Below are 19290 nucleotides of genomic sequence, written 5' to 3' on the forward strand. Positions count from 1 at the left end.
GATAATCGTATGCAAATTATGTCGTTCAATGATTTAAAAGATATTGTTAAAAGTGGAGATGTCATAGCACTTGCTGCATTATCGGTAAGCAATTTACCTGTTAATGTTTTAAAACATATTGTTAAGGCTCACGATGAATTTGGTAATATTGATGATTTAACGTTTATGTTAGCAAATGATATAAGTGATTATCGCGGGGATGGATATGATTTAGATTCATTTGTTAGTAGAGGTATGATTAAACGTCTCATTATGAGCATTATTATTGGGTCACCTAAAACGATTGGGGCTATTAAAGATAATGAGTTAGAAGCTTACTTTGTGCCACAAGGTTTATTGGCTACCCATTATAGAAATTCATCGAATAAATTTCCAAACATGATTTCTAAAATAGGATTACACACTTCTGTGGATCCAAGATACACTGGCGGAAAAGTAAATAATATGACTAAGGAAGAAATTGTTTCATTATTAGAAATCAATGGTGAAGAATTTTTACAATATGCATTTCCTAAAGTAGATATTGCTTTGCTTCGTGGTACATACGCTGATAGCGAGGGAAATATTTATATGAACCATGAAGCACATTTAGGTGAAGGATATGGTGTTGCTTTAGCTGCTCACCAAAATGGTGGAAAAGTAATTGTGCAAGTAAAAGAAGTTGTACAACATGGTAGTTTTAAACCAACAGAAGTCTTTATACCTGGAGAACTTGTGGATTATGTATTTATAAATGATGACCCAAAATATCATAGACAAACATTTCAACATTATTATAATCCTGCTATATCAGGTGAGTACAAAGTGCTCGATATGCCTGAACCGGCTAATAAATTTAGTATACGTAAAGTGATTTTAAGACGTGCAGCTCAATATTTAAGTGAAGGTAATGTCGTAAGTATAGGGTTTGGCATTAATAATGAGCTTTCTAATTTATTAGTTGAGGAAAAAGTTGATGACTTAGTGCAATTGAATATAGATACTGGTGTGTTTGGTGGCATGATTGGCAGCGGTCAAAATTTCGGTTTGAATTATAACTTAGATGCTAAAATGCGACACGAAATGACTTGGGATTTTATTTATAATGGTGGTTTAGATATAGCTTACTTAAGCTTTGCTGAAGTAGATCAGTTTGGCAATGTAAATGTTTCTAAATATGGCGATAGAATGAATGGTTGTGGGGGTTTCATAGACATCAGCCAAACTGTTAAAAAAATTATATTTTCAGGAACAATGGTAGTCGGAAGTCAGTCTACTTGTAATGATAAAGCATTAGTTATTGAACAAGAAGGTCACTCTAAAAAGTTTGTGGAACATGTGCATAATATGGACTTCAATGCATCTTATGCAAAAGAATTAGGTCAAGAAATTTATTATGTTACAGAACGTGCTGTATTCCAATTAACTGATGAAGGTCTGAAATTGATTGAAATAGCTGCTGGTCTTGATTTGGAAAAAGATATACTCGCAAACATAGCATTTCAACCAATTATTGATGACGAACTTAAAGTGATAGATCAGAATATTTATCAAGACAATTGGGGAGGATTGCAACAATGTATTAAAGGCAATGGTTCAAACTATTAAGGGGGTAGTTTAATATGAATTACGATTGGATAAAGACGAGAGCACAATTTGATGAAGAGAAGGCAGCAGTCACCGATCCGTTAAAAGGAACGGAGTGGACGTACCAAGATTTAAATATTCGTGCTGAAAACTTAGCGAATCATCTTCAAGAACAAGGTGTTCAAAGAGGAGACGTAGTAGGCATATTTGCACCAAATGATGTAGCGGTCATCGATTTATTATTCGCTTCATTTAAAATAGGTGCAGTATACTTTCCGATGAACTGGAGACTGAAACCGAACGAAATTGAAAGTGTGATTGAAGATTCAGGCGTTAAAATGATATTTTATGCAAATCGACATTTAAGTAGTTTACAAGGTATTGCGGATGATTATTTGCACATGGATATTGATTCACCTGAATATGATGAACTTGTACATCCTAGAAATCATAAACCTTTCAAAACGGCCGATGTTGATAGAGATGATTTAGCAGCATTAATGTATACGAGTGGAACAACTGGTTTACCTAAAGGTGTCATGTTCACATATGAATCGTTTACGACAAATGCTGTTAATACGATTCTAACGTATAAAGTTAATGCAGGTTTTTCAACAGTTGTATCGTTACCAATGTTTCATGTATTTGGCTTTAATGACTTAGTTATTCCACTATTAATGGCAGGTGGTTCAATTGTATTGCATCGCTATTTTGAAGGTGAACAGCTCAACGATTTAATGGCTAAATATAAACCGAACTATTTGTCGCTTATACCTACAATGTATTATGCGATGTTAGTTGCACCGAACTTTAATGTTAAGAACTTTGATAATATAGACTTCCTTATTCAAGGTGGTTCAGCGCCATTACCTGGCGTACAGAAAAAATTCGCTAGCATGGGATTAAATATTATTAATGGTTATGGACTAACTGAGGCACCACTTGCGTTAATCAATACGCCTACGAACTCACTTAAAAAGCCGATGAGTATTGGTAAACCTGTTATGTATGTTGAGTCAAGATTGTTTGATGAAGACTTTAACGATGTGCCGATAGGTGAAATAGGTGAATTAGCAATTAAAGGTAAACAAGTTACACCTGGCTATTGGAATAAAAAAGAAGCGACTGAAGAATCGTTTCATGATGGTTACTTCTTAACGGGAGACTTGGCTCGATTAGATGAAGAAGGTGACATCTTTATTGTAGATCGTAGAAAAGAATTGATTATTACAGGTGGAGAGAACGTATTGCCATCTGAAGTAGAGACGGTTCTTTCAGCTCATCCTCTTATTGCTCAATGTGTTGTTGTAGGATTTGAAAGTGAGAAGTTTGGCGAAACTGTATCAGCAGCCGTATTGCTAACTGAAAATGATCCTGATTTTGAAGAAAAATTAGATAAACATATGAGAGAAAGTTTGGCGAGTTACAAAGTGCCGAAAATGTATTTATCAGTTACGAAGATGCCATTAACTTCAACAGCTAAACCTGACAAATTAGAAGTGAAGAAAATGATGAATCGAAAAGCTGAACAATTGAAGAAAAAAGACGACTTAGCATAATTGCTAAAATTTTTTAGATGATTATGTAAGCGCTTTAATAATAAATGGAGGTCATAGTTATGACAACTAAATTAGAGACATTAAAAAAATTATTTTCAGAAGATATTTTAAATATTTCAAAAGAATTAACTGAAGGTGAAGTGAAATTTTTAAAACAGCTAGATGATTTATTAGAAGAGAAATACCGTCCAACGATCAATGAACATTGGGTGAATGCAACTGTACCAGAGGACTTCTTTGATGACATGGGAAAATTAAATTATTTTCAAAATCCGTTATTATTTGAAGGGCGTGAAGGTGCTAAAACACCAAGTCAATTATTCCAATTTTTCATGTCATATGTAGTAGCAAGGTTTGACGTATCGTTAGTTACATTATTAGGTGTACATCAAGGATTAGGTCACAATTCATTCTTGTTCGGTGGCAGTAAAGAACAAATTGCTTATTACATCCCGAAATTACAATCACATGAATTGAGAACATGCTTTGCTTTAACAGAGCCAGAACATGGATCAGATGTAGCTGGTGGTCTAGAAACGACAGCTAAACGTGTAGGTGATAAATGGGTCTTAAATGGTGAGAAAAAATGGATTGGCGGCGCGAATTTAGCCGATGTTATTCCTGTCTATGCTGTAGATGTTGAAACAGGTAAGCCTAAAGGATTCATTGTGAGACCTGAACAAGCAGGTGTAGATATTGAAATCATTGAAAACAAAATTGCATTAAGAATCATCCCAAATACGATTATTAAATTGGAAAATGTAGAAGTTGAAGAAGAACAAAGACTCCAAAATATTAATGGGTTTAAAGATATTGCAAAAATACTTTATTCAACACGTGCCGGCGTAGCTTATATGGCAACTGGCGCTTTAGCAGGTGCGTTACGCGCGACACTTGATTATGTAACTGAACGTAAACAGTTTGGTAAAGAAATTAGTAAATATCAATTGATTCAAGAGAAGTTAGCGATGATGCAAGGTAATTTAGCACATTCCATGTCAATATGTGCACAACTTGCGAGAATGCAAGAACATGGTGAATATGATGAAGTTGCAACTTCAGCTGCCAAAATGATGAATTCACTTAGATTAAGAGAATCAGTCGCAATGGGTCGTGGTATTACTGGCGGAAACGGTATATTGGCCGAATATGATATCGCGAGATTCTTCTCGGATGCAGAAGCCGTATACACATATGAAGGTACACACGAAATTAATGCATTAGTTATAGGACGTGCATTGACTGGTGATTCAGCATTTATTTAGTCTAACTGAGCGAAGATTATCTCAGAATATATTAATTTGGAGGACTTTTTATGACGATAAGTAAAGCGACCGTTCTAGGTGCAGGTACTATGGGAAGTCAAATTGCCGCACTATTAGTAAACGCAGGTTTAAAAGTAAAATTATTAGATATAGTAATAGATGACAATGATCCGAATAAAATTTCTAAAAAAGCATATGATGTCATCACAGATGCTAAAAGACCTTTATTGTTTGATCTAGAATTTGCATCAAATTTATCTTATGGTAATTTTCAAGATGATTTAACAGGTGAAGATGATGCCGATATTTATATTGAAGCGGTGAAGGAAGAATTAGATATTAAACATCAAGTTTGGAAACAAGTTACACAAGTAGCTAAAGAAAGTGCAATATTCGCTACTAACACATCCGGTATTCCGATTGAAGCTATTTCTAAAGCATTTGATGAAAAGGATAAAGAACGATTTTTAGGACTTCATTTCTTTAATCCACCTCGTATTATGAAATTAGTAGAGGTTATACCTAATCGTCATACTTCAGATGCAGTAATTGAAAGAACTCAAGTATTTGCCGAAGAAGTACTAGGTAAAGGTGCTGTCGTTGCGAATGATGTGCCAGGATTTGTAGCAAATAGAGTTGGTACTCAAACGATGAATGATATTATGTACCGTGGTGAAGAACAAGGATTTTCCATTATTGAAGTAGATGCCTTAACGGGTAGAGCAATCGGTAGACCGCGTACAGGAACTTATGGATTATCAGATTTAGTAGGTTTAGATATTGCAGTCACTGTGACAAGAGGGTTACAACAAGTTCCTGAAGAACAACCTTACTTTAAAGATACGAAAGTAGCAGACACACTTGTTAAAAATGGATCGTTAGGTCGCAAGACAAAACAAGGTTTCTATAAAAAAGATAAAAAAACAAGATTAGTTTATGACATAGATTCAAATGAATATGTTCAAGCTGAACAACCAAAATTTGAAATACTATCAAAATTTAGTAAAGATTTACAATCAAATTTAGATGTCATCTTTAACGCTGAAGATGATGCTGGTAAGTTTTTATGGGAAACATTAAGAAATAATTTCTATTATTCAGCAATCAATGTTCCTAAAGCTGCAGGAGATTTTAAAGATATCGACCGTGCACTTGTATGGGGCTTCAATTGGAAAAAAGGACCATTCCAACTTTGGGACTTGATGGGATTTGAACGCGTTAAAACGAGAATGAGAGAAGAGCTTGGAGAATTACCTGAATGGATTGAACAACAAAGTGGTTCATTCTATAAAGAAGATGAAACAATCGAACGTGTAACACCTACCTCAGTTTTTGTTGACCATGAAATATGGAATAGAGAAGACTCTAATTTATCAGTAGCGAATAAAGATCAATTATTACTTAAAATACAAAGTAAAAATAATATTATCTCAGATGGTTTTGCAAATGACTTAATTGAATCAATTGACTTATTAGAACAAGAAGACTACACAAGCATGGTGATATACGCTGGAGGTAACAACTTTAGCGTAGGTGCGAACTTGTACATGATGAAACAGGCTCATGAAAGCAAAAAAGTAGAAGAGTTAGTTGGTCCAGCAATTGATAAGCTTCACGAAAGTTTCAGCAGAATGAAATATTCACTTAAACCTATCGTAACAGCTGTTCACGGAAGAGCATTAGGTGGCGGTTGTGAAGTAGTACTACATTCTCCATTTATTGTTGCAGCTAGTGAAACATATATTGGTTTAGTTGAAACAGGTGTGGGCTTATTACCTTCAGGTGGCGGGTTAGCTGAGTTTGTTGATAGAGTGTTAAGAACGGATCATAAAAATGATGATAAACAAGAATCTATTTCTAAAGTATTAATGAATGTAGGTTTAGCTAAAGTTTCTACGAACGCTTATGAAGCTAAAAAATATGGCTATTTAAGAGACATTGATACAATTATTTTCAATAAAGAAAGACGTATTGAAGTTGCACTCAATAAAGCGCGCTATGAATCTGAAACGAACTATGTACCTAAACCTAAAGCTCAATATCCATCATTAGGTAGAGATTTTAAAGCGTTAGCGCAAGCTCAATTAGACGCTCAAAGAATCGGTCATTTTATTAGTGACTATGATTATGAAATTACGTTAAAAGTAGCACACATACTTTCAGGTGGTGATTTACCACGTAATACGTATATAAACCAAAGATATATTCAAAAGCTTGAAAGAGAAGGTTTCTTATCTCTTTTACAAAATGAAAAAACTTATGATCGTATTACGCACATGCTAGAAAAAGGAAAACCTTTACGTAATTAATAAAGTGCTGAATAAGAGAGGATGAATATCAATGCAAGAGGCATATATAGTAGCATACGGACGTTCTGCAGCAGGTAAAGCTAAACCAGGTGGCGCATTATTTCATGAAAGACCTGATGAAGTGGCAGCTCAAGTATTAAAAGGCGTACTCAATAGAGTAGGTGGCTCATTTAATCTAAGCATGGTTCAAGATGTCATTGTGGGGAACTCTTTTCCTGAAGGATTACAAGGACAAAATATAGCACGCTCAATTGCTTTGCTTGCCGGATTACCAAATGAAGTGCCTGGTCAAACCGTTAACCGTTATTGTTCATCAGGACTTCAAACCATCGCCATTGCAGCGAATGAAATCATGTCAGAGCAAGCTGATGTGCTCGTAGCAGGTGGTGTAGAGTTAATGAGTGCAGTACCAATGGGCGGTAATGAACCAACGAATAATCCAGAGTTGCAAGAAGCAGACACTGGCGTATCGTATCCAATGGGCTTAACAGCTGAAATGGTTGCTGAAGAATATAAAGTAACGAGAGAAGCGCAAGATGCGTACGCTGTCGAAAGTCATAAAAGAGCAGCAGAAGCACAAAAATCAGGTAAATTTAATGATGAAATTATACCTATAGAAGTGCATAAAGTGAAGTATGACGAAAATGGACCGTCTGTAACAAAAGAAGAATTTAAGCAAGATGAGTTAATACGACCAGAAACAAATTTAGAATCCTTATCTAAATTAAGAACCGTATTTAAAGCAGATGGAACAGTGACTGCCGGTACATCAGCACCACTTACTGATGGCGCAGGATTTGTAGTGCTGATGTCTGGCGATAAAGTAAAAGAATTAGGTATCAAGCCAATTGCTAAATTTGTAGGTTTCAAAGCTGTTGGCGTAGATCCTAAATTAATGGGTATCGGTCCAGCTTATGCCATACCTGAAGTGTTAGAATTAACAAACTTATCAGTAGATGATATAGACTTAGTAGAATTAAACGAAGCATTCGCATCACAAACTGTAGCTTCAATAAATGAAGTAGGATTAGACATTAATAAAACTAACGTTAACGGTGGTGCAATCGCATTAGGACATCCGCTCGGAGCAACTGGTGCAATGTTAACAGGTAAGTTATTATCAGAAATGAGTAAACGACCAGACACTAAATACGGTATGGTAACAATGTGTATCGGTGTAGGAATGGGCGCAGCAGGAATATTTGAATATGTAAGGTAATGGTAGTAAGCATTCGATTATTTGAATCGAATGCTTTTTTGTTTGTGTGAAATAGGGGAAGTCGTGAGTTAAGTCCGAAGTTAATCCAAGAGATTGGCTAAGTCGTGAGTTAAGTCTGAAGTTAATCCAAGACATGTACTGAACCCAAAAAGTTGAACTTTTTTAGTATGATATTTGAAAGGTTTGTTTCCTGAATTTTTTAGGAGATAAGCCTTTTAATTTTGATTTGATTCTTTCATTATTATAAAAATGAATATAACGATGTATAGCTTGTTCTAGTTGCTGAAAATCTTCGAATTCTTGACCATAATACATCTCTTGTTTAAGTAGTCCGAAAAAGTTTTCCATAACTGAATTATCTAAACAATTACCTTTTCTAGACATACTTTGAAATACTTTATTTGCTTTTAATAATTTAGTGTATTGCGAATGTTGATAATGCCAACCTTGATCTGAGTGTATCGTTAAACGATAGCTTAAATCTGGACGCATAGCCATCATTTCTTTTAATGGATTGATGACAATCTCTAACGAAGGACGATTTGAAATTTCAAAACTAATAATCTCCGAACTATGTAAGTCCATAAAAGGAGATAAATATAATTTCTGGCCATTCTTCAACTTGAATTCTGTAATATCTGTCACTATTTTTTGAAAAGGGACATGTGTTTTAAATCTACGATTTATTATATTTTTAGCGACCTTACCAACTTTACCTTTGAATGATCGATATTTACGTCCTCTATGCGTGAATTTCGAACAAGATAATCCTAATTCTTTCATTAATCTTCTTACTTTTTTATGATTTACATTGATACCTCTATTACTTAAATCTTGTGTAACGCTTCGGTAACCATAGGTATAATTAGATTCCTTACATATTTCTTTTATTACTTTAATCAGTTCATCATCTTTATTAGGTTTATTGAACTGATTTATCCAATAATAATATACAGATTTAGCTAATTTAGCGACTTTGAATAAAATACTCAATTTTATATTAAGTGTTTCGTGTAGTTCCGTAATCACCTTTACTATTTCTGATTTTTGCTTCCGTATATGTCGGTCAAGGCTTGTAACTTTTTTTGATAAGCAATACCTGCCTTTAACGTTTCAACTTCATTTCGTAGTCTTTCGAGTTCTTCACGTTCATTTTCATTTAGAGATGAATTTTTATTATCAGTTTTTGAATGTTTTTTATCCATATTGATAGACCGTCCCTTTTGTTTATTAGCTAGATCAAGACGACACTTTTCATCAAATTGATGTTGCCAATTGGCAACCATTATAGGATTAATAATCTTAAAATGATTAGCTGTTTCTCGATAAGACAACATATTTTCTTGTCTAAATTTTATAACAGATAATTTAAATTCGCTAGTATAAACAGTGTTTCTTCTTTTTTCTTTTAAGCCATCTTCTCCAAACTCTTTATATTGATTGACCCATATTTGAATGACAGATGAACTGGAAATGTCATGTTTTAAGGTGAGTGCTTTATAACCTGATTGACCATCTAAGTACTCTTTTACTAATTTTAGTTTAAAGTTAAAATCATATTTTTTTCTCATAAATAATGCACCCCTATAAGCTAGATTTGAGGTTCAACTTTTGGGGTGCACATCAGACATCGCCTAAGTCGTGAGTTAAGTCTGAAGTTAATCCAAGACATCGCCTAAGTCGTGAGTTAAGTCTAAAGTTAATCCAAGAGATAGCGGAAGTCGTGAGTTAAGTCTGAGGTTAATCCAAGACATAGCCCAAGTCGTGAGTTAAGTCTTGAATTAATCCAAGACATTGCCTAAGTCGTGAGTTAAGTCCGAAGTTAATCCAAGAGATAGCTCAAGTCGTGAGATAAGTCTGAAGTTAATCCAAGAGATAGCCCAAGTCGTGAGATAAGTCTGAAGTTAATCCAAGAGATCGCCTAAGTCGTGAGTTAAGTAATGAGTTAATCCAAGAAAATGCTCAAGTCGTGAGTTAAGTCCGGAGTTAATCCAAGAGATCGCCTAAGTCGTGAGTTAATCCAAGAAAATGCTCAAGTCGTGAGTTAAGTCCGGAGTTAATCCAAGACATCGCCAAAGTCGTGAGTTAAGTAATGAGTTAATCCAAGAAATAGCTGAAGTCGTGAGTTAAGTCCGAAGTTAATCCAAGAGATAGCACTGTATCCGCATCTCATCTGCAATCGCGTCCACATCTGCAACATCTTACAATCTAGCCATATAAAAACTCCCCGAAAGTTAGATTATCTATTCTAACTTTCGGGGAGTACTATATGCTATTTATTATATTTTTGTTTTTCAGCTTCTCTTAATTCTATGCGTCTGATTTTACCTGAGTTTGTTTTTGGTAATTCTGTTACAAACTCGATTGCTCTTGGATATTTATATGGTGCTACATCTTTTTTAACATAGCTTTGTAATTCTTTTACAAGTTCTTCGTCGCCAGTGATATCGTTTTGCAAGATGACGAATGCTTTGACGATGTTACCTCTTATTTCATCTGGACTTGCTACGACTGCACATTCTTGTACTTTAGGGTGTTTTGTTAATGAGTCTTCTACTTCGAAGGGCCCAATTGTATATCCAGAGCTAATGATAACGTCATCTTCTCTGCCTTTAAACCAAAAGTAACCGTCTTTGTCTAATTGTGCGCGGTCTCCTGTTACATAGTAGTTGCCTCGTTTTGATTTTTCTGTGCGTTCTTCGTCTTTGAAGTAACCTTGGAATAATGATGGTGAATCTAATGAAACGGCAATGTCTCCTGTTTCTCCGTTTGTAATGGGTTCACCGTCTTCATCGATAACGGCAACATGGCTTCCTGGTATGGCTTTACCCATTGCGCCTGGTCTGCTTTCAGTGTCTTTTAAAAATGCGATAAGCAATGTGTTTTCAGTTTGTCCATATCCATCTCTTACTTTAATGTTGAAATTGCTTTGGAATTGTTCTATTACTTCTTTGTTTAATGGTTCACCTGCAGAAACTGCACTATGAAGATCTTTTAATGTGTAATCAGATAAATTAGGTAATTTAGCCATTAAACGATATTCTGTTGGTGTACAACATAATGCGTTTACTTGATGTTTTTCTAGCAAGTCTAAATATTTAGCAGCATTAAATTTACCATTATAAACGAAAGCTTTTGCACCTGAACCTAGTATTGATAAGAATGGACTCCAAATCCATTTTTGCCAACCTGGTGCTGCAGTTGCCCAAACAGTATCTTGTTCAGTAATGCTTAACCAATGTTTTGGTGCTGTTTGGATGTGTGCAAATCCCCAACCGTGAGTGTGTATAACGGCTTTAGGTAAACCTGTTGTACCTGAAGTATAAGATAAGATTGCGATATCATCTCTTTTTGTTTCATCTACAGTGAGTTCTTCACTAGCATTTTGTATTTCTTGATTGATTGATATCCAATTTTCTTGCTCAGATCCTACGATGAATTTTGTTAAATCATCGAATTCTTTAATACCTTCAAATTCGACTGTACATTGATCGATGGCTACTACAGCATCCACTTCACCATGTGTAATTCTATGTTGTAAATCTTTCGTACGTAACATTTCTGAACTTGGAATGATGATAACGCCGAGTTTAAGTGCAGCAATATATATTTCATAAGTTTTAATAGAGCGTGGCATTAAAATAAGTACTTTGTCACCTTTTTTCAAGCCGTGGTTTTTAAATATATTCCCAACTCTATTAGCGTTCTTTATCAGTTTTGAGTATGTAATTGTTTGTACTGTACCTTCGACATCTTCAAAAACGATTGCCTCTTTAGATTCGTCGGTAGTATATTTTTCGATTTCATTAACAATATTGTATGTTTCGGGTGCTATTAAGTCTGTTTTTTTCATGCTAATCTCCTCATTTTTATTATTATCTTATTTTAACAATGAATAATCATTAATACGAATAAATGAAACTATATGAAAACAGTTAGCATCAATCTATTGACATTTTTTAAAAATAAATATATGTTATTAAAGTATATTAAAAACGATATCATGTGAAAATCTTTAGCAAGCAGCTAATAATAATTGGCTAATTGAAAAAGATATTGATAAGTCTTAGTTTAACATTAAATATTTCTCAGGAAATTACATATAAGCAACATAAATAGTAAGGAAGCAATTAAAATAACTATACAAAGTTAGTTTGGTTGAAGCCGACAATTAAAACAAATCAGTTTAAATGATTTGTTTTACATTGTCGGCTTTTTTTATTGCTTTTGTCAGAAAAGGGGCAAACGAGATGACGTATTTATTAACATTATTTTTTATTTCAATTGTATTAGCTGTGATAAGTGGAATTGTATATTTAATACCGAAAGTTCCAACACGATATGTTCATGTTCATTTGGTTATTGTATCTATTCCAGTTTTTATAGCATTTATAGGATTAGTTTTTATGAATGAAATGATAGATATAGGATTTTGGCATTTAGATACTTTATCTTGGTTGCTTGCCTTTTTTATTTTAAGCATTGGACTTATCCTTCAACGATTTTCAGTTCGATATTTAGATGGTGATGCACAGTATCGTAAATACTTTGCGTTATTTACTTTCTTGACGACATTGGCTTCTGTCGCGTGGTTAAGTAATGATCTTAGATTAATGACGTGTTTATGGGGATTAACGCTTTTTTGCTTAACGTTGTTAATAGGTTTAAATGCAAAGTGGCAAATTACAAAACGAGTTGCTAGAAGTACGAGCGTAATCTTTTTTGTAAGTTGGTTAGCATTACTCATCGCAATGTTCATGACTTACAACGTTACAGGTGAGTGGAATCAGTCGTTAATATTTAAAGGTGACAACTTAGCTCAGTTTAAATCTTGGCAAGGTATTGTGATTCAATTGTTGTTAGTATTATCAGTTATTATTCCAGCAGCACAATGGCCATTTCATAAATGGCTAATAGAGTCTGTTGCTGTGCCGACACCAGTATCAGCTATTATGCACGCTGGTATTGTAAATGTTGGGGGCGTTATTTTAACACGCTTTGCACCAATTTTTACGAATGAATGGGTTATCACGTTATTAATTATTATAGCGACGGTATCCGTGTTAATTGGATCAGGCATTAGCTTAGTACATGTGGATTATAAAAGACAGTTAGTTGGTTCAACAATTGGGCAGATGGGATTTATGTTAATTCAATGTGCGTTAGGTGTTTATTCAGCAGCAATCGTACATCTTATTCTGCATGGTTTATTTAAAGCGACGCTATTTTTACGTTCAGGATCGGCTGTGAGACATTTTGATATGCCTTCAAGAATGAATGAAAGTGTATCGTATATATGGGTGTTGCTAGGTCGATTGTTAGCAATCATTATTGGAATAATGTTTTGGCTTATGGCGCCAACAAACAGTTATCAAATTATAAGTGCATTAATTTTAGCATGGTCGTTATCTGTTTCATGGACGCAACTCGTAGCATTTGGTGAAGGGAAACTAGGTCGCATAATTGGTCTCGTTGCATTAGTGATCGTTGGTGCTGCTTATTTTGCTGTACACCATTTATTCCATGACTTACTTTATCAATATTCAATCTACAGTAATGAGACGCCATTGTTAGCTGTCATCATTATGGTGATATTGCTGCTCATAGGTAGTGGCTTGAACTTATGGATTGGAAGAAATCAATCATCTAAGTTCGTTACGATTATATATTTATGGTTGATTCATATAGGCGAAGCAAAGACTCAAAATATAGAAACACATCCTCATTATTTAAAAAATCATCTATTTAAAGGAGGTTATAAACATGACTGAAGCAGTTGGAACACATCAAACTGTTTATGATTTGATTAAACGAGCAAGTCGTGTCATAACACCACTTTCTCCGATTAATATTTTTGCGGCAAGACATCCGTGGGCAAATATGGAAGAAGAAACTTTTGAAGAAGTCGCAAGATCGTTTGAAAAAACACAAAACATAAATTTATATCCGAGTGAAAGTTTATTAACCTCTGCGATTCAAAGAGGAGAAATTCAACAAGATGTTATTGAAAACAAACTTGCTCAATGGTTAAAAGGAAGAAATGATGATTTAAATATAGAGATAATAGAACAATATTGTAAACAAAAAATCATGAATGATGTAAATAATATTATGATTTCTAACCATGATAAAGAGAAGTTGGAAGCATCATTAGCAAATATGAATAAGCCTTATAAAAACGAGCATAAACACGTACTCAGCTCATATATCATGCATCACTCTGGTCAATCGTGTTTAGACATACTGAATGCTCAAATGATTAAGTGGTGTAAATTATATCTCGATGATACACAATCAGGTTGGTCAATTCCTAAATATGGCAAAGGATTTTATAAGACTTGGAATGAAATGGCACACTTTGATCCAGCATTAAATAAATTGATGAGACATAAAATTAAAACGTTACCTTTAGAGCCAATTGAGTCGATATATTATTGTTTGAATCGACTTGGGATGACTGAAGATGATTTTCAAACTTATTTAGAAGCACATTTGTTATCACTTCCAGGATGGGCGGGTATGTTGCTTTGGAAAGATGAACAACTCGTTTTAGTGACTGATTACTTAGCAATAAGACTTTCTTTAGAATGGGCGCTTATAAGTGATGAGTCAGTAGAACTATCGAACAAAGATAACATTGATATAACACCAATAGTTTCATGGATTAAGTGTGGCATGTTTACGGTGGACAGTTGGTTACAATTATCAAGCGAGAATCAAGATATATATATTTCTTTTGCGAATGATTTTGATCACATTACAAGACATAAATTGTTGTTAGAAGCTTGGGAAGATACTTATGAACATCGTTTAAAACAAGAAATTTCATCTCACATATCTACTGAGTATAAAAAAGAAAAAGTTGAAGCGCAGCTAGCTTTTTGTATTGATACAAGGTCTGAACCATTCAGACGTCAATTAGAGATGGAAGGCCCTTTTGAAACAATCGGTATTGCAGGATTCTTTGGTTTACCGATAGAGAAATGTGAATTAGGTCACCATCACACGCATAATTCCTTACCTGTTATGAACAAGCCACAGCATAAAATATATGAATATGTAGATACACGTCAAACTACTCAATATATAGAAAAAAAGAAAAGCTTATCTTCACTCATTTATACGTTTAAAAAAATGAAACAGAATGTATTACCAAGTTTATTATTACCTGAATTGACGGGTCCGTGGCTAAGTTTACAAACCATTTCAAGAAGTTTTGCTCCTAAAAGTACAGGGTGGTTGATTAATCAATTTAATCAAAAAGTATTAAAGAAACCAGAAACGAAACTTTCTATTGATAGAAGTCAAAATGATCACAATGAATTACCGATAGGATTTACAAAACAAGAAAAAATCATTTATGTAAGAGAAGCTTTAAAACTGATGAATTTAACGGAACAGTTTGCTTCACTTGTTGTAATTTGTGGACATGGAAGTCATAGTGCAAACAACCCTTATGCGTCCTCATTAGATTGTGGCGCTTGTGGAGGTTCGGCAAGTGGATTTAACGCTAAAGTTTTGGCTACTTTATGTAACTTGCCTGAAGTTAGAGCAGGACTTATTAAAGAAAATATAATTATTCCAGAAGAAACTGTATTTATAGCGGCTGAGCATTGCACGACAGTTGATGATTTACAGTGGGTTTACGTACCTGAACTTACTGATCAAGCGACAGCATCTTTTGAAAAATTGAAAAATGTCTTACCTACCGTTAGTCGTCATGCAAATCGATTAAGACTTGAACACATTCCTGGGATGAGTCGTTCGAAAAGTAACTCTAGAACGAAAGCTGATAGATTGTCGAGTGACTGGAGTGAAATACGTCCAGAATGGGGACTTGCTAGAAATGCTGCATTTATAATTGGGCAAAGAGCGCTAACGGAACAATCTCAATTGGATGGGCGTGCATTTTTACATAATTATGATTGGACGAAAGATTTAAATGGAGAAATTTTAAATACAATTATGAGTGGACCTGCAACTGTAGCACAATGGATTAACCTTCAATATTATGCATCGACTGTAGCACCTCATTATTATGGTAGTGGAAATAAAATCACGCAAACAGTTACAGGTGGCATTGGTGTTATGCAAGGAAATGGTAGTGATTTACTGACGGGATTACCATGGCAATCTGTGATGAAATCTGATGAAGAATATTATCATGCACCAATTAGATTACTAGTTGTAATCCAAGCGCCAAACATCTATATAGAGAACTTGCTCAATCAAAATAAGACGTTTAGAACGAAAGTTGAAAATGATTGGCTTCTATTATCAAGTATTGATGAAAAGGATGAATGGCACAAATGGTAATTTGATCAAAATAAATACGGTGAGAGGATGTATAATATGAATGAAGAAAAAAATATACTCATACTATCTGATTTAAATACACATCTAGAAAACCAACTTCTAAAATCTTTGGAATTCAAACCTGGTAAAGTGATGACAATTAATAGTTATCAGGCTGAAATATCTCATGCCTATGGTGACGTGATGAGATCAATTATAATTGCTATTTACCAATATGATGTACATGAAATCTATATAATAGGAAGTTCTACCTATATGCATACAATTGAGTTGCCTAAAAGTATCGTAAGTAATACTGAGAAAATTAAAACACTCGATTATTTGTTTCGCAATTGTAAACCGGAATTTAGTAGTGACAATATAGTAGATTGGCTAAATGGTGAAAATGATATTGATAAAAGTTTAAAAGCGAGTGTCAATCATATTTCAAATCATCCACTCATACCAATAGGCATTAAAATAAATGGTGTAAAGATAAAAAAAAATGAAACAGAGGTAGTAATAGAGCAAACTACTTAACATACAATAACTAGACTAAAATATGCAACAAGGAGACGATAAATATGGACATAACAAAAGGCGCATGTGAATCATCAATAAGTAAAGCCATTACACAATGGGAAAAAGAATACTTAGGCAGAGGATCATTATCTGTAAAAACAGATATATTGAGAGATATGATTATAGTAGATTTACAAGGCGTATTAACACCTGCTGAATATAGTGTTTGTGAAACGCAAGAAGGCTTACTATCTATTAAAAGAACGCGTTCGAAATTAGTTGAATCAGATATGGAGAACTTATATAAAATGATATATAACATGACGCAACATGAAGTTAAAAGTTTTCATACTGATTTAAGTTCACTTACAGGTGAACGTATGATGATATTTAAAATGCATCAAAATATTGAAGCATTATTTAATAAGTAAGAAAAGCCTATATATCAATAATGAAAGCCTTTTTATAAAACGAATATAAAAAATTAAAGTTAACGTAAAGAAAAGTTCATGAAATCTTTACACTAGATTTACAATGATAGTTTAATATTCACAATGGTTACAATAACTTTAAAGAGGTGTCTTATGGAACTGTCGGCTTTAGAAATTATCTTTACATTTATTGGTGGTTTAGGTATTTTTCTATATGGTATTAAGCAAATGGGTGATGGCTTACAAGCAGCAGCAGGAGATAGGTTAAGAAGTATATTAAATAGATTTACGAGTAATCCACTAATGGGCGTACTAGCAGGTATGATTGTTACGGTATTGATACAGAGTAGTTCGGGAACAACAGTTATTACTATCGGGTTAGTAAGCGCAGGATTTATGACGATGAGACAAGCCATTGGTGTTGTCATGGGTGCTAACATAGGAACTACAGTAACAGCATTTATTATCGGTATTAATATTGGAGACTATGCTTTACCAATACTAGCATTAGGTGCTTTTTTAATATTCTTCATTCAAAAACGTAAAGTTAAAAATATTGGTATGATTTTCTTCGGATTTGGTTCACTATTCTATGGACTCGAGTTAATGAGTGGTGCAGTTAAACCATTGGCAGACTTAGATGGATTTAAACAGATCATGTTAGATATGTCTTCGAATCCATTTTTAGGCGTAGCAGCAGGTACATTCGTAACTTTAATTGTACAAAGTTCAAGTGCTACAATTGGTATTCTTCAAGGATTCTTTGCGAATGATTTAGTATCATTGCATGGTGCTTTACCAATTTTACTAGGAGACAATATTGGTACAACGATAACAGCAGTACTAGCAAGTTTAGCAGGTTCGATAGCAGCAAAACGCGTAGCAGTCGTACATGTTATGTTTAACGTGATTGGTGCAACAATATTCTTATTAATATTGCCATTTTATGAAGCGGCAATGCAATGGGTTCAACATGCATTGAACTTAAACCCTAAAATGGTTATTGCATTTGCACATGGAACATTTAACGTAACAAATACACTCATTCAATTACCATTTATATTCGCATTAGCTTGGATTGTAACGAAGATTATTCCAGGTGAAGATTTAAATGAAAAATATAAACCAAAATATTTAGATAATAATTTAATTAATAGAGCACCGAGCATAGCACTACAAGAAGCACAAAATGAAATACAAAACATCGGTAAAATGACAGTTTCAATGTTAAATAATGTTGGAAATATAGATGATAAATCTATAAAGAAACATAAACAAAAACATGTAGCAGTAGATAACATGTACGATAATGTAAGACAGTATTTAAATAAATTATCAGAGAAAAAGTTATCTGCTAAAGATGCTGAAAGATTGTCAGTGTTATATGATGTAAATAGAACGATATTAAAAGTTTCGTCATTAACAGAAACTTATTTAGAAGAACTTCAGAAAAAACAATCGGCAGATATCCATATATCTGAAAAAGCAGAAAAAAGCATCGGTCAATTATATAATCACGTCAAAGTATCGTATGAAAAAACATTCGAAGTATTCGACGTTTATGATTATATTAAAAAAGATGAAGTCGTTAAAAGAAGTGAAGATTCTTATTTATTAGAACACGAGTTACGTAAAAAACACATTAAACGATTAAGTTCCGGAGAATGTTCTCCAGAAGGCAGCCTTGTTTATATAGATATGATTTCCGTTCTTGAAAGAATCGGATATCACTCAAGAAATATATCTGAATCTATGATCAATTTAGGTGAAGACACATATACACAAACATCAGAAGTTAGATTATAAAAGTAAAGATAGGCTGAGACATGAACATCTCAGATTAATATAAAAGAGCGCAAATTCTTATTTTCGAAGAATTTGCGCTCTTTTTATTTTTTATTATTGGATGAGGTTGGTGTGTTTGGCGGGAGAAGGGGTCTAAATGTAGCTTGTTTACTCAGTCTTGCAACATTCAGACCTCCTATGTAGCTTTTTTGGTGAGTCTTGCAATATACAGGCCTTCTATGTTGCTTGTTTAGTCAGTCTTGCAACATACAGGCGTTCTATGTAGCTTGTTTGGTAAGTCTTGCAACATTCGGGGCTTCTATGTAGCTTGTTTGGTAA

At 34.0% G+C, this 19290-nt stretch carries 13 protein-coding genes; 10 read left to right on the forward strand and 3 right to left on the reverse strand.

The annotated features are described in order from the left end of the window. Nucleotides 1-9: 9 nt before the first annotated feature. The 5 genes from fadX to PYW35_RS01115 are packed head-to-tail and all read left to right on the forward strand — an operon-like array spanning nt 10 to nt 7918. Nucleotides 10-1587, forward strand: coding sequence for a fatty acid degradation protein FadX (fadX, locus tag PYW35_RS01095; protein WP_103323414.1), 1578 nt, complete (start codon nt 10-12; stop codon nt 1585-1587). Nucleotides 1588-1601: 14 nt separating this feature from the next. Then, nucleotides 1602-3125, forward strand: a complete 1524-nt coding sequence (gene fadD / locus PYW35_RS01100; RefSeq protein ID WP_103323415.1) for a long-chain-fatty-acid--CoA ligase FadD — start codon at nt 1602-1604, stop codon at nt 3123-3125. 59 nt (nt 3126-3184) lie between these two features. After that, nucleotides 3185-4390 (forward strand): acyl-CoA dehydrogenase FadE, encoded by a 1206-nt coding sequence (gene fadE, locus PYW35_RS01105; RefSeq protein ID WP_103323416.1) that lies wholly within the window; start codon nt 3185-3187, stop codon nt 4388-4390. A 50-nt stretch (nt 4391-4440) separates the two neighbouring features. Further along, complete coding sequence (gene fadB, locus PYW35_RS01110; RefSeq protein WP_103323417.1) at nt 4441-6699, forward strand: 3-hydroxyacyl-CoA dehydrogenase/crotonase FadB; 2259 nt, start codon at nt 4441-4443, stop codon at nt 6697-6699. A 31-nt stretch (nt 6700-6730) separates the two neighbouring features. Continuing rightward, on the forward strand, nt 6731-7918 hold the full coding sequence (locus PYW35_RS01115; RefSeq protein ID WP_103323418.1) for a thiolase family protein: 1188 nt from the start codon (nt 6731-6733) through the stop codon (nt 7916-7918). 162 nt (nt 7919-8080) lie between these two features. Here PYW35_RS01115 and PYW35_RS01120 read toward each other — a convergent pair whose 3' ends face one another. From PYW35_RS01120 to mbcS, 3 genes are all read right to left on the reverse strand, one after another. Then, a complete protein-coding gene (locus tag PYW35_RS01120) occupies nt 8081-8947 on the reverse strand; it encodes an IS3 family transposase (RefSeq protein WP_239102464.1) in 867 nt (288 codons plus the stop codon). A gap of 5 nt (nt 8948-8952) precedes the next feature. Then, a complete protein-coding gene (locus tag PYW35_RS01125) occupies nt 8953-9489 on the reverse strand; it encodes a helix-turn-helix domain-containing protein (protein WP_103323640.1) in 537 nt (178 codons plus the stop codon). Between the two features lie 701 nt (nt 9490-10190). Beyond that, entirely contained in the window at nt 10191-11771 is a 1581-nt protein-coding gene (gene mbcS / locus PYW35_RS01130) for an acyl-CoA synthetase MbcS (RefSeq protein ID WP_103323641.1), read from the reverse strand. A 397-nt stretch (nt 11772-12168) separates the two neighbouring features. Between mbcS and PYW35_RS01135 the strand changes: the two genes are divergently transcribed. From PYW35_RS01135 to PYW35_RS01155, 5 genes are all read left to right on the forward strand, one after another. Further along, nucleotides 12169-13689 carry an NADH dehydrogenase subunit 5 gene (locus PYW35_RS01135; RefSeq protein ID WP_103323642.1) on the forward strand — a complete coding sequence of 507 codons (1521 nt, stop codon included), beginning with the start codon at nt 12169-12171 and terminating at the stop codon, nt 13687-13689. Beyond that, a complete protein-coding gene (locus PYW35_RS01140; RefSeq protein ID WP_103323643.1) occupies nt 13682-16234 on the forward strand; it encodes a DUF2309 domain-containing protein in 2553 nt (850 codons plus the stop codon). Before PYW35_RS01135 ends, PYW35_RS01140 begins: the two co-directional genes overlap by 8 nt. 36 nt (nt 16235-16270) lie before the next feature. Then, a complete protein-coding gene (locus tag PYW35_RS01145) occupies nt 16271-16753 on the forward strand; it encodes a carbonic anhydrase (RefSeq protein WP_016912654.1) in 483 nt (160 codons plus the stop codon). Nucleotides 16754-16797: 44 nt separating this feature from the next. Continuing rightward, entirely contained in the window at nt 16798-17166 is a 369-nt protein-coding gene (locus PYW35_RS01150) for a Na-translocating system protein MpsC family protein (RefSeq protein WP_103323644.1), read from the forward strand. Nucleotides 17167-17319: 153 nt separating this feature from the next. After that, complete coding sequence (locus tag PYW35_RS01155) at nt 17320-18972, forward strand: Na/Pi cotransporter family protein (RefSeq protein WP_103323645.1); 1653 nt, start codon at nt 17320-17322, stop codon at nt 18970-18972. The last annotated feature ends 318 nt before the right edge of the window (nt 18973-19290 follow it).

The sequence above is a fragment of the Mammaliicoccus vitulinus genome (genome assembly GCF_029024305.1).
Classification (GTDB): Bacteria; Bacillota; Bacilli; order Staphylococcales; family Staphylococcaceae; genus Mammaliicoccus; species Mammaliicoccus vitulinus.